The organism is Rhizobium sp. KDH_Rht_773_N (assembly GCF_052946295.1).
In genome coordinates this window covers 2,645,484-2,658,576 of the sequence record NZ_CM129525.1, presented here as the reverse complement: position 1 = coordinate 2,658,576, position 13,093 = coordinate 2,645,484, and the positions used below count along the sequence as shown (strand labels likewise).

11 protein-coding genes are annotated in these 13,093 nt (G+C 61.3%); 1 reads left to right on the top strand and 10 read right to left on the bottom strand.

Annotated features, from left to right (window positions below; all coding sequences use genetic code 11):
• Positions 1 to 11 precede the first annotated feature (11 nt).
• A complete protein-coding gene (locus ACU8HS_RS13225) occupies positions 12 to 1,190 on the bottom strand; it encodes a phosphoserine transaminase (RefSeq protein WP_113412977.1) in 1,179 nt (392 codons plus the stop codon).
• Positions 1,191 to 1,475: 285 nt separating this feature from the next.
• Complete coding sequence (locus ACU8HS_RS13220; protein ID WP_112703644.1) at positions 1,476 to 2,321, bottom strand: outer membrane protein; 846 nt, start codon at positions 2,319 to 2,321, stop codon at positions 1,476 to 1,478.
• Positions 2,322 to 2,643: 322 nt separating this feature from the next.
• On the opposite strand from ACU8HS_RS13220, the gene ACU8HS_RS13215 reads away from it, so the two are divergent.
• The gene (locus ACU8HS_RS13215) at positions 2,644 to 3,258 is read left to right on the top strand and encodes a class I SAM-dependent DNA methyltransferase (protein WP_447014530.1); all 615 of its coding nucleotides are present in this window, start codon (positions 2,644 to 2,646) and stop codon (positions 3,256 to 3,258) included.
• 59 nt (positions 3,259 to 3,317) lie between these two features.
• On the opposite strand, the gene glmM is transcribed toward ACU8HS_RS13215, so the two are convergent.
• The 8 genes from glmM to ACU8HS_RS13175 all read right to left on the bottom strand — a co-directional run bounded on the left by glmM (position 3,318) and on the right by ACU8HS_RS13175 (position 13,091).
• Positions 3,318 to 4,670 (bottom strand): phosphoglucosamine mutase, encoded by a 1,353-nt coding sequence (gene glmM, locus ACU8HS_RS13210; RefSeq protein WP_112563988.1) that lies wholly within the window; start codon positions 4,668 to 4,670, stop codon positions 3,318 to 3,320.
• Positions 4,671 to 4,912: 242 nt separating this feature from the next.
• Positions 4,913 to 6,844, bottom strand: a complete 1,932-nt coding sequence (ftsH, locus tag ACU8HS_RS13205; protein ID WP_112563986.1) for an ATP-dependent zinc metalloprotease FtsH — start codon at positions 6,842 to 6,844, stop codon at positions 4,913 to 4,915.
• Positions 6,845 to 6,941: 97 nt separating this feature from the next.
• Entirely contained in the window at positions 6,942 to 8,351 is a 1,410-nt protein-coding gene (gene tilS / locus ACU8HS_RS13200; protein WP_113412976.1) for a tRNA lysidine(34) synthetase TilS, read from the bottom strand.
• An 11-nt stretch (positions 8,352 to 8,362) separates the two neighbouring features.
• Positions 8,363 to 9,358 carry a tol-pal system protein YbgF gene (gene ybgF / locus ACU8HS_RS13195; RefSeq protein ID WP_113412975.1) on the bottom strand — a complete coding sequence of 332 codons (996 nt, stop codon included), beginning with the start codon at positions 9,356 to 9,358 and terminating at the stop codon, positions 8,363 to 8,365.
• A 159-nt stretch (positions 9,359 to 9,517) separates the two neighbouring features.
• Positions 9,518 to 10,048, bottom strand: a complete 531-nt coding sequence (gene pal / locus ACU8HS_RS13190; RefSeq protein WP_112563980.1) for a peptidoglycan-associated lipoprotein Pal — start codon at positions 10,046 to 10,048, stop codon at positions 9,518 to 9,520.
• 158 nt (positions 10,049 to 10,206) lie between these two features.
• Positions 10,207 to 11,517 carry a Tol-Pal system beta propeller repeat protein TolB gene (tolB, locus tag ACU8HS_RS13185; RefSeq protein ID WP_112563978.1) on the bottom strand — a complete coding sequence of 437 codons (1,311 nt, stop codon included), beginning with the start codon at positions 11,515 to 11,517 and terminating at the stop codon, positions 10,207 to 10,209.
• Positions 11,518 to 11,537: 20 nt separating this feature from the next.
• A complete protein-coding gene (locus tag ACU8HS_RS13180; protein ID WP_113412974.1) occupies positions 11,538 to 11,951 on the bottom strand; it encodes a TonB C-terminal domain-containing protein in 414 nt (137 codons plus the stop codon).
• Positions 11,952 to 13,091 (bottom strand): hypothetical protein, encoded by a 1,140-nt coding sequence (locus tag ACU8HS_RS13175; protein WP_112563975.1) that lies wholly within the window; start codon positions 13,089 to 13,091, stop codon positions 11,952 to 11,954.
• Between the last annotated feature and the right edge of the window lie 2 nt (positions 13,092 to 13,093).

Genomic DNA, 13,093 nt, shown 5'->3' with positions numbered 1-13,093 from the left:
ATGCGATCACATCAGGCAGCAGCCTGGGAAAGCGCAGCCTTCTGCGTTGCGAAGGCCCAGGACAGCCAGGGCATCAGCTTCTGCATGTCGGCGGCCTCGATCGTCGCACCTGCCCAGATGCGCAGGCCGGACGGCGCGTCGCGATAAGCGCCGATATCAAAGGCAACGCCTTCCTTTTCGAGGAGAGCGACGAGGCCCTTGGCAAAATTCGCCTGGCCATCGGCATCGAGAGCTGCAACGTCCTTGTCGACGATCTTCAGGCAGATCGACGTGTTGGATTCGATCTCCGGCTTGACGGCGAGGTTGGCGATCCAGTCGTTTGCAGCGACGAAATCGGCAATCACCTTGGCATTGGCATCGGCGCGACCGATCAGCGCCTTGAGCCCGCCGAGCTGCTTGGCCCAGAGAAGCGCATCGATATAGTCCTCGACGCAAAGCATCGACGGCGTGTTGATCGTCTCGCCCTGGAAGATGCCCTCGATCAGCTTTCCGCCCGACGTCAGGCGGAAGATCTTCGGCAGCGGCCAGGCCGGCTGGTAGGAAACCAGCCGCTCGACGGCACGCGGCGACAGGATGAGGATGCCATGCGCACCTTCGCCGCCCAGAACCTTCTGCCAGGAGAAGGTGACGACATCGAGCTTGGCGAAATCGAGGTTCTGCGCGAAGGCGGCAGAGGTTGCATCGCAGATCGTCAGGCCCTTGCGGTTGGCAGGGATGAAATCGGCATTGGGAACGCGCACGCCCGAGGTCGTGCCGTTCCAGGTGAAGACCACGTCACGGTCGAAATCGACGGTGGAAAGGTCCGGAAGCTCGCCGTAGCCGGCTTCGATCTTGCGAACGTCCTTGAGCTTCAGCTGCTTGACGACGTCAGTGACCCAGCCTGCGCCGAAGCTTTCCCAGGCGACCATATCGACGCCGCGCTCGCCGAGCAGCGACCACAGCGCCATCTCGACAGCGCCGGTATCGGAAGCCGGCACGATGCCGATGCGGTAATCCGCAGGCACTTCCAGGATTTCGCGGGTAAGATCGATCGCCTGCTTCAGCTTGGCCTTGCCGACTTTCGCACGGTGCGAACGGCCAAGGGCCGCATCGGAAAGAGCCTCGAGCGTCCAACCAGGACGTTTCGCGCAGGGGCCAGAAGAAAAATGGGTGTTTTGCGGACGCACGTCCGGCTTTGCGGTATTTGCCATATTGCTACCCTTCCAGATAGATGGCTCCTCGTTGGGGAGGAGTGTCCCGCCGCCGTGTTTATGGGCGAAGCCCGTCATAGTCAAGCGGGTGATGTCGTTTCTGGAAGCTATTTTGCCGCAGCGGCGATCACGTTTTCAGTCAGGCCCCGCTGGTTCATGGACCAGCGCAGATCCGCGCCCGCCTCTTCGGCGCGGGGGCATCCTGGCAGTGGCCTCAAGGATCACCCGCCAAAACAAAAAGCCGCCCTCTACGGGCGGCTTTCGATTATCCTTGAAACTATGGGCTTACTTATAGACCGGCTGCTGCAGCGGAATTTCCGGCGGCTCGTAGGCGACCGGCTGTGCGCATCCGCCGAACAGGTAGCGGGCGCCGACGCGAGCTTCGTGGACATTGACGCCACGGTCGCGGCCCGGACCGCCGTTTTCGTTGTAGCCGAACATGTTGCCGCCATCGATATGCAGGTAACGGTAGCCGACATCGGCCTTGACGTTGCAGGTCACGTCGATCGAAGCGCCGGCCATGAGGGCGTAGCTGAACCGCCAGCCGCCGCGACCGCCATGGACGACCTCGTCATCGCAACCGCTGCCGTCATCGGCGCAGGCGACGTTGCGGAGGTCCTTCCACTTGACGTAGGAACCACCGATACCGGCGCCGACGTAAGGCGTGAAGTAGGCATAGGTGCCGAGATCGACATAGGCGTTGGCGAGAAGCGTGTAGGCCGTCATCGAAGATACGTCGCGCGAAGTACATGCGACAACGCAGGCACCGAAGGCAGCGCCGCCGCCCGTTGTCGAACCGTGGAAGTCAGACTTGGCGAGATAGTCGAAGGTCAAATCGGTGCGCAGATAGCTGTTGATCTGATAGCCGACACCGCCGCCGAGGGTCCAGGTATCGTCCAGATCCGCACTGTCGAAATCGGCTTCGAGAGCATTGCTGCCCTGGAAGAACTTCGCGCCGCGCAGGTCGGTAAAGGCATAGCCGACATCGCCGCGCAGATACCAACCGGTGGCTTCGCTGACGGCGACTTCCGGCGGCTGTTCCGGCACGGGCTCGACCGGAGCAAGATCGGCAGAATATGCATTCGACGCGACCAGCAGCGCGGCGAAAATACCGGACAAAGTTCGTTTCATGGATTCACCCCAGTCGGTTGCGTCGGCGCGCAGTGGCCGCCAAAACGGATACGCTTTTTATGGATAATGAATCGGAAACGTTAAAAGCTGCTTAACCATAAGAAGTAATTCGCATATTCGCGGCAGAACATGTTTCAGAAAAGTAAATGCGCGCGCCCCTCCCGTTTTGACTTCCAAGATCGGCAACCGGACAAATAAAAGGGACGCTAATTTCACGACAGCAGACAAAGAGAGCGGAAAGAGAGGCAAACCGCATCACACGCATGGTCTTTGAGCCGCGGACCGCTTAAGAAGGCCAATATTTTCAATGTCGGATCAGCATATGCAGAACACCAGCAGCCAGGCCGCCGATAACATTGCCGAGCTCTACGAGCGGCATGCCAAAATCTGGGATGCCAGCCGCGGCAAGACGCTTTTTGAGCGCAGCTGGCTGGATCGCTTCACCGCACTGATCCCGCAGGGCGGCGCGATTCTCGATATCGGCTGCGGGTCCGGCGAGCCCCTCGCGCGCCATTTCATCGAAAGCGGCTATGCGCTGACCGGCATCGATTCCTCACCCAGCCTGATCGACATGTGCCGAACGCGTTTCCCGAATGCCAGCTGGCAGGTCGCAGACATGCGCCGCCTCTCGTCTGGCAGAAGTTTCGATGGGCTGATTGCCTGGGACAACTTCTTCCATCTGACAGCGGAAGATCAGCGGCGCATGTTCCCGTTGTTCCGTGCCCATTCGAAGCCGGGAACCGCGCTGATGTTCACCAGCGGTCCGGCCCATGGTGAAGCCATGGGCGTCTTCGTCGGCGAGCCGCTTTATCACAGCAGCCTCGGCGCGGACGAATACCGTGCCCTGCTGCAGGATCACGGTTTTGCAGTTGTCGCTCACAAAGCCGAAGACCCGGCCTGCGGCAACCACACGGTCTGGCTCGCCCAACACCGATAGAGCCACCAATGAAAAAGCCGGCGCGAGGGCCGGCTTTTTCAATCTCTTTTGCGGCGCTTTCAGGCTGCGCTGCGGACACTCGAAATCGTGCCGATCAGATCGTTGACGATACGCTCGATCTGAGCACGGTCGTCTCCCTCCGCCATGACGCGGATCAGGGGCTCGGTACCGGACGGGCGAATGACGAGGCGGCCGTTCTTGGAAAGCTCGGCTTCCGCATCGGCAATCGCCTTGACCACCTGCAGGTCTTCCAGCGGCTTGCCGCCTGTGATGCGGACATTGCGCAGAAGCTGCGGCACCGGCTCGAAGCGGCGGCAGACTTCGCTGACCGTCTTGCCCGTGCGCTTGACGGCGGCAAGGATCTGCAGCGCCGCCACCAGACCGTCGCCGGTCGTGCCATAGTCCGAAAGCACGATATGACCGGACTGCTCGCCACCGACATTGTAATTGTGCTGGCGCATGTGCTCGACGACATAGCGGTCGCCGACCTTCGTTCGCGCAAGGCCGAGGCCCTTGTCCTCAAGGAAACGCTCAAGGCCGAGGTTGGACATGACGGTCGCGACGATGCCGTTGCCGCGCAGCTGCTGGCTCTCGGCCCAGCTCTCGGCGATGACGGCCATCAGCTGATCACCATCGACGATCGAACCGTTCTCATCGACAATGATGACGCGGTCTGCATCGCCATCGAGCGCAATGCCGATATCGGCGCGCACCTCATCGACCTTCTTCTGCAGGGCGACGGGGCTGGTGGAGCCGCAATTCAGATTGATGTTCGTGCCGTTCGGATCGTTGCCGATCGTCACCACGTCGGCGCCGAGCTCCCAGAGCACGGCGGGTGCCACTTTGTAGGCTGCACCGTTGGCGCAATCGACTGCGACGCGCAGGCCCTGCAAGGTCACGTCACGCGGCAAGGTGCGTTTGACGTGCTCGAGATAACGGTAGATATCACCGTCGACGCGCTTGGCGCGTCCGATTTCCTCAGCCTTGGCAAGTTGTCCCGACAGGTCCTTCTCGAGCAGGTCTTCGATCTGCGCCTCGATATCGTCGGAGAGCTTGTAACCATCGGGGCCGAAAAGCTTGATGCCGTTGTCCTGGAACGGATTGTGCGAGGCCGAAATCATCACGCCGATATCGCATCTGAGCGAACGGGTCAGCATGGCAACGGCCGGCGTCGGAATAGGCCCGAGCAGGAAGACGTCCAACCCGGCCGCGGTAAAGCCTGCCACGAGGGCATTCTCCAGCATGTATCCCGAAAGGCGCGTATCCTTGCCGATCACCACGCGATGGCGATGGGCGCCGTTGCGAAAAATCGTGCCTGCAGCGATGCCGACCCGCATGGCAAGGTCCGGCGTCATGGGGAAGATGTTGGCCTCGCCACGGATGCCGTCCGTCCCAAAATAACGTCTTTTCATATGCACTCCTGCGCTTTCCGCGCGTCGTAGAAGCTTACGCATTTCTCAACCAGGAATCCGTCGTCAAGATTGGTGCTGCGCCTGAAACCTTGATTCAGACCTGTCTTCAGTCAGCGGAATGCCACAAAACCGCGCAACCGGCACGTAAATTACCAAGAAAACCGATTATATCCTGTTACTAATATTAAAAGGGCCGGATTCCCTGTGGAAATCCGGCCCTTTAGGAGAAATCCCCTTTTATTTCAGTGGGGCTGCGGTTCCAGCCCGCCCTCGGGTTCGTCACCCTTGGAAGCAGGGCGTACACCGGCCTTCGGCACGGCCGAGCCGCGGCTCGGAGGCGAATCATCGCCAAGGTCGCGCGCAGGCTTTTCGCCACGGATCAGCGCCTTGATCTCTTCGCCGGTCAGCGTCTCGTATTCGAGCAGCCCCTCGGCAAGGGCGACGAACTCGTCGTGCTTTTCCGTCAGGATGTCCCTGGCCTGCTGATAGGCCTGGTCGATCAGGCGGCGCACCTCGTTGTCGATCTTCTGCGCGGTGGCTTCCGAAACGTTCTTCGACTGCGAAACCGAATGACCGAGGAAGACTTCCTGCTGGTTTTCGCCATAGGCAACTTGCCCGAGCTCGTCGGAGAAGCCCCATTGAGTGACCATCGCACGGGCAAGCTTGGTCGCCTGCTCGATATCGGACGAAGCACCCGACGTGATGTTCTCCTTGCCGAAGGTCAGTTCTTCGGCAACGCGGCCGCCCATCATGATGCACAGGCGCGAGATCATCCACTTGTAGCTCATCGAGTAACGGTCGCCCTCGGGGAGCTGCATGACCATGCCGAGCGCGCGGCCGCGCGGAATGATCGTTGCCTTGTGCAGCGGATCGGCGACGGCGACGTTCAGCGCGGTGATGGCGTGACCGGCCTCGTGATAGGCCGTGAGCTTCTTCTCCGCCTCGGTCATGGCCGAAGAGCGGCGCTCCGCACCCATCATGATCTTGTCCTTGGCGTCTTCGAATTCCTGCATGGTGACGACACGCTTGTTGCGGCGGGCGGCCATGAGGGCAGCTTCGTTGACGAGGTTCATCAGATCGGCACCGGAGAAACCGGGAGTGCCCCGAGCCAGGACCTTGAGATCGACATTCGGCGCCAGCGGAACGTTGCGGGCATGAACCTTGAGGATGCGCTCGCGGCCGACGATATCGGGGTTGGGAACCACGACCTGCCGGTCGAAACGGCCCGGACGCAACAGCGCCGGATCGAGAACGTCGGGACGGTTGGTCGCAGCGATCAGGATGATGCCTTCGTTGGCTTCGAAACCGTCCATCTCGACCAGCAGCTGGTTCAGCGTCTGTTCGCGTTCGTCGTTGCCGCCGCCGAGACCGGCGCCGCGATGGCGGCCGACGGCGTCGATTTCGTCGATGAAGATGATGCAGGGCGCATTCTTCTTGGCCTGCTCGAACATGTCGCGCACGCGGCTTGCACCGACGCCGACGAACATTTCAACGAAGTCCGAACCGGAAATGGTGAAGAACGGCACGTTCGCTTCGCCGGCAACCGAGCGGGCAAGGAGCGTCTTGCCGGTACCGGGAGGGCCGACGAGCAGCACGCCGCGCGGGATCTTGCCGCCGAGGCGCTGGAACTTCTGCGGGTCGCGCAGGAACTCGACGATTTCTTCGAGATCCTGCTTGGCCTCGTCCACACCGGCAACGTCGTCAAAGGTGACGCGGCCATGCGCCTCGGTCAGAAGCTTGGCCTTGGATTTGCCAAAACCCATCGCTCCGCGGGAACCGCCCTGCATCTGGCGCATGAAGAACAGCCAGACGCCAAGGATCAGCAGCATCGGCAGCAGCGTTCCGAGATAGCTGAGGAAGCCGGAAGAACCATCGGTTTCCGGACGCGCAGTGACGGCAACATTCTTGGACTGCAGGCGATCGAGCAGACTGTCGTCGATCACGGGCGAATAGGTCTGGAACGTATTGTTGTTCTCCAGATAGGTTCCGGTCAGCCTGTTGCCGGTGACCACGACATCCTTCACCCGGCCCGCGTCGACCTCACGCAGGAACTGCGAATAAGGGATTTCACGCGAACCCGTCTGCGCCGGAGCCGTCTGGAACATACTGAAGAGGGCGATCAGCAGAAGCGCTATGATCGCCCACAAGGCGAAATTACGTAAGTTAGGGTTCATCGAACTCCCCAGCACTGGACGGTCGCCTCATGGCGGCCGTCATATTTGGTCTCTAACATAGGGTTGCGCCAGGCCATTGCCAAGGCAATCCACTCTGTCAGATCGTTTTTCCGTCAATACTTCTTAAAGGCGGCTCCGCATAGGGCGCCCTTGAGAAAACTGCCGAAAGCCTGTCGGCAAAGGTGAAATCAAATCGTGTCAAAAAGCGGTCGAAGGGGGCAAAATGGGGCGCCAAATCGACCGACCGCGCCGTTTCCGGCAATAAAGGCCCCTCCCGGGCAGAAATGACCGGCGCAGAGGCGGCTGCCCGTTTCCATATCGCCCGGGGCAGATCCCGGCTCCAGTCCCGGTCATCGCCCCGCCCGTCACCGGGATCCGGCAAATCCTGGTCCTCGGGGGCGGAAGACCCCTTCCGCCTTGTTGCGTCATTCGTCGCACCGGCGCGCGCCACGATTTCTATGGTTGCCCCTGACCTGTTTCTCGCAGCAAATCTCCCATCCCAGACCCCGACCTCCCCCGGCCGCAGCACCAGAGGCAGGATGCCCCGGCTCTCGCGTGCCAGGTAAAGCCCGTCATGCCGCAGATCGAATACGACGCGGCCGACAGTCGTGCGCCCGGACTTGCCAGCGGTGGCGAATGCCAGAAGCCGCTCCATCTGCATCCGTCCCGGTACAAACGGCTGGCCGCCGAAAACGGCCGTCAGACGACCGAGCGCATAGTCAAGAACTCCGCGATCCTGCCTCAAACCTTCAGGCATCACCTGCCCGAGCAAACCGCCATGGAGCCGGAAATGGCGATCCAGCCACGCGGCCCCATCGGAAGAAAGGGCCAGCCGCTCCCTCCAGGCAGCGCGAACATCGGTCCCGGCGCTCCCCTCGGCGGCAAGCTGCCGGCGCATCCGCACGCGCTCGTATTTCACATCCTCGTTGCTGGGATCGTCGATCCAGGCCACGTCGCGCGCGGTCAGATAGCGGCGGATATCAGCCCGCGTGGAGAAAAGTAGCGGCCGCAGGATCCAGAAACGCCGGTCGAACAGCACGCCGTCCGCAATGCCGGTCGAAATCTGCTCCGCGCGCATCCCACGCATCTGCAGCGTTTCGCGCTGGTCGTCCAGCGTATGCCCGGTCACGATGAGGCTCGCATCAAGCGCTTGCGCCGCCTCGGCAAGAAGGCCGTAACGCGCCTCGCGTGCGGCGGCCATGATGCCGGTTTTCGGTTTTTCCCCCTGCCAGACCATCGTCCGGTGCACAATGCCCGACCACGCGCAGAGAGCGGCGACCCGGCCGGCCTCATTCGCGGATTCGCTGCGCAGAGCGTGATCGACAGTCGCGGCACAAAGGGAAATGGGAATATCAGGGTTGGCCTTCAGCGCGTCTCGCAGCAAAAGCAGCAGGCCACTGGAATCGCTCCCGCCGGAAATCGCGACAAGAATGCGCGCGGGCGTCTTAAGCGAAGCGAGGAAACGGCTGATTGCCGCCTCGGGAGAAATGGGGTCTTCCGGAAGCAAACCGGAAGACCTTAGCAGGCGAGACGTTTCTGTTCGCTCGCGACCTTGTTTATAACGGCACGGGAGGCCTTCGGATAGCGCTTGGTGACTTCGCGAAGCGTGGCGCAGGCCGTGTCGGTATTGTCGAGCGCGGCAAGCGACATGCCAAGCTTCAACAGCATCTCGGGCGCCTTTTCGGACGTGCCGTATTTCTGGTGGGCGTTCAGGAAGGTCTTCGCCGCTTCGTTGAACTTGCCCTGCGAATAAAGCGCTTCACCGAGCCAGAAATTGGCATCCGCGGCGCGGGCGCTGTTCGGATAACGGGAAATGTACTGGGTGAATTCCTGCTCGGCCGTACCATAGTCGCCGGAAAGCACGTGGCCGTAGGCCGCCCTGTACTGGTCGCCCTCGCTACCGAGCGAGGCCGTCTGCTGTGGCCCGGCCGCATCCGGCAGCGGTGCGGAACCGACCGTCGCGTTTTCGTTCATGGAATTGCCGACAGGGTTGCCGTTCTGGTCGAACTGGATGGAACCGAGTTCGCGCGGCGGCTGACCGAGGCCGTCATTGGCCGGCACATCGGTGGAGGGAGCCGTTTCGGCTCCCTGCGGGGCTTGGATGACCCTGGCGATATCGTCACCACCGCCGGATGCCGGCGGCGCGACATCGGCCTCGCTCTTCTTCACCGGCGTCTTGGCTCCGCCGCCACCGCTTGCGCCGCCCGTCTTCTCGAGCTGCTGGAAGCGGAATTCGTTGTCTTCCTGCTGCTTGCGGATCGTCTCCTGCATCTGGAGGAGCTGATAGCTCATTTCCTCGATACGGCCGTTCAGCTGCCGCATCTGGTCTTCCATCTGCTGGATGCGGATTTCCGCATCGCCGCTCTGCACCTTGACAATTGGCGCTGTCGGCTGGCCCTGTTGCGCGGATTGGCCGCCGATATGCAAGCCGAAGAACGAAGCGGAATAAGCCGCTCGCTCGCTCCCGGTCACGGCCGCAAGGCACAGCATGCCTGCCACGACTAGTTTCTTCATTTGTATCGTCCTGTCCCAGTGATTCTTCGCGCCCCGATGGCACGAACAGGAGATTTTTCCAATTGCTGTCAAAAAGCAACGGAGTCTGGCCAAAGTGTGGTCAAAAAGAAAGGCGGCCTGCAAGGGGCCGCCTCCTCAAAATCCCGGTTTTGCCGGAAATTACATGCCTGCGCCACCGAGGACGGTGACGGCGCGGCGGTTTTGCGACCAGCAGGAAATATCGTCGCAGACGGCAACCGGACGTTCCTTGCCGTAGGAGATCGTCTTCATACGCTGGGCCGGAACGCCGCGCGAAGCGAGATAATCCTTGGCAGCAGCCGCACGACGGGCGCCGAGAGCGAGGTTGTATTCGCGCGTACCGCGTTCGTCGGCATGGCCTTCGACCGTGATTGCGTAATTCGGATAGCGGGCAAGCCACTGGGCCTGACGGTCGAGCGTCTGGGCAGCATCTGCGCGGATCGTCGTGGAATCGGTGTCGAAGAAGATACGGTCGCCGACATTGACCGTGAAGTCCTGGGCGGAGCCAGGCGTTGCCGCGCCGGCACCGAGGCCGAGATCGCCAGCGCTGTTCGGCACGTTCTTCTTGTTGGCGCAGCTCGCAAGAGCGAGGCCGGCGACAAGTGCGATCATGACGGGGTTGCGGGCGAAATTCTGCAGACGGCTCATTGCCGGGGTGTGAATTCGGCTCATGGCCGGGTCTCCTTGCGACTTCAATCAGGGTTGCCGGACAGTAACCGCACTCGGTTAACCGGCCATCAAAGATTATGGTTAACGATTTGCTGATTTGTCCCTGCATTGCCCATTTTCAGGACTTTGCGGCGACATGAAGGCGATTTTTCAGCCCTCCACTACTCCAGAAGCGGCGACCAGGCCGGGTCGGATGCAAAGGTCGGGGTCTTGATGAGCTGTTCGTTGTAACCAGTCAGGTCGATCGAATAGAGCTGCGGACCGCCCGCCCCCGCGGCCTGACGGAAGAACATGATGACGCGGCCATTCGGCGCCCAGGTCGGGCCTTCGTTATGGAAACCGGTCGTCAGAATGCGCTCGCCCGAACCGTCCGGCTTCATCACGCCGATCGAGAACTTGCCGCCCGACTGCTTCGTGAAGGCGATCAGATCGCCGCGCGGCGACCAGACCGGCGTGGAATAGCGGCCGTCACCGAAGGAAATACGGGTCTGGCCCGAGCCGTCGGCATTCATGACATAGATCTGCGACTGTCCGCCGCGGTCGCTTTCGAAGGCGATGCGATTGCCGTCGGGCGAATAGGAGGGCGACGTGTCGATCGCAGCCGTCGACGTCAGGCGGGTTGTCGTGCGCGAGCGCAGGTCCATCGTGTAGATGTTCGAGTTGCCTTCCTGCTGCAGGCTCATGATGACCTTCTGGCCATCGGGAGAAAAGCGCGGCGAGAAGGTCATGCCCGGGAAGTTGCCGACGACCTCACGCTGCCCGGTCTCGAGTTGCAGCAGATAGACGCGCGGCTGCTGGTTGGCGAAGGACATGTAGGTGACTTCCTGCCGGTTCGGCGAGAAGCGCGGCGTCAGGACGAGGTCGCTGCCATCGGTCAGCATGCGCACGTTGAAACCGTCCTGGTCCATGATCGCCAGCTGCCGCTTGCGCTGCTGCTTGGTGCCCGATTCGGATACGAAGACGACACGGGTATCGAAATAACCCTCTTCGCCGGTGATCTGCTTGTAGATCGCGTCAGCGATAATGTGGGCGACGCGGCGCCAGTTTTCCGGCTGCGTGTAGAACTGCTGGCCGGTCATCTGCTGGCCGGCAAAAGTGTCCCAGAGACGGAATTCGGCGCGAAGGCGACCATCCGCTTCCTGGGTGACGCGACCTGTGACCAGGGCCTGGGCATTGATGACCTTCCAGTCCTCGAAGCGCGGCGAGGCGTCCGGATTGGAAATCTTCTCGATGAAGGCCGTCTTGTTGATCGGCGCGAACAGACCGGACCTCTGCAGGTCGGCGGCAATGACCTGGGAAACCTGCGCGCCCATGTTGCCCTGCAGGAAGTCCGTCACTGCGATCGGCAGCGGCTGAACGTTACCCTTGTTGATGTTGATCTCAACAAGCGCGTTGGCCGGCGTCGCAAAGGCGGCGGCGGTCATCAGGCCGGCTGCGACCATGATGGCGCGGAAGAAGGAACACTTTGTCATACCAAACAGCCTTTCAGCATCTATGGAGTCGGATCGCCGGGTTCGAAGCGCAGGACGATTTCTTTCCAGGATTCGTATTTGTCTTTCGGAAGCGTGGTGAATGGGGACGCGCGCTGCACCGCGCGGAGAGCTGCAGCTGACAGACTTTGCCGCGCAGCCTCATCGCCGCCCGACGCCGTTACCAGCGGCGACCCCTTGATCGCGCCAGTCCTGCTAAGCTTCAGGTGAACAGTGATCAGAACCTTGCCACTCTTCAGCGAATCTGCCGGGACATTGAAATAAGTGGATACTGCCTGACGGATTGATTCCGCTGACGCGTCGGACGTCGCTGTCCCGAAGGGCTGCGCCGATACCTCGCAGGCAAAGCCCGTCAGCGCGCCAAACAGGATAGCGGCTGCAAGAGACTTGGTACCGTGCGAGAGGTCCGTCAGCATCTAGATTCCCAGATCGCTCGGATCGAAATTGACGACGACTTCATTCCAGGCGTCGTATTTGTCTTTCGGCAAGCTTGAGAACGGCGCCGATTTCATGATGGCACGATAAGCGCCGCCTGCCAGAGCCCGGCGGGTAGAATCATTATCGCCACCGGTCGCTTCGACTTCCGGTTCACCGATGATATTGCCGTCCTGATCGAGCTTCATGTGCACCTTGATGCGCACATCCGCCATGCCTTCCATGCCAGGAATGACCGACCAGTTGCCGGCGATTGCGCTCTTCAGCGCATCCATTTCACTGAGAGACAGTTTCGAAGCGCCGTTGGTGGCCTTCTTCGCGCCCAGCGACGCTTCCTGCGTCGAACGCTTGGCACCCCCGGCAGAGGGATCGGTCTTGTTCAAAAGTGCCGAAATCTCGTCCGCATTGAAGTCGCTCTTCATCGACGACGCGGATTTCGCCACTTCCTGCTTCTTGTCAGCTTTCTTCTTGTCCGTCGGCGTTTCCGCAGCTTTCGGCTGGTCCGGGGTCTTCTCCGGGGGCTTTTCGGCAGCCTTCGGCTCCGGCGGCTTGACCTGCGGCTTGACGACCGGCGTCGGCACCTTGTCGGGCAATGCTTCCGCATCCGGCTTCGGCGGCTCTTCAGGCTTGGCCTGTTCTTCCGGCGGCTTTTCCTCGGGCTTCGGCGGCGGCGTTATTTCTGCCGGCTTGGTCTGGGGAATGGAAGCGACTTCCTTCGGCTGTTCGACCTCGGTCTCTTCCTTGTTGATTTCCTTGACGTCGTTCGGCTTGGGGTCGATCTGTGGCTGCGGCTTGTCGCTCGAATTGGCGGCAGCCGCTTCGCTGTTGCTCGGCTTGGCGTTCGGAACCGGCGGCGTCTTCAGGTCGACATTGTTGTCACCGGCATTTTCCGCCGGCTGCGCGATCGGCGGCCGGGTCGTCGGCACCGGCGCAGAAGTCTCCTTTTTCGGAGCCTTCTTGTCGCCCTGCTGCATCTGCGTGATGGATTCCACCGGCACGAGATCGACCGGCATCGCCTCGAAATCCTCCACCTTGAAGGATTCCGGGGCGCTCAGCGACACCAGCGCCCAGGTAAGCACCAGCCCGTGCAGAACCGCAGATGTGACGACGCTGGTCTTCATCT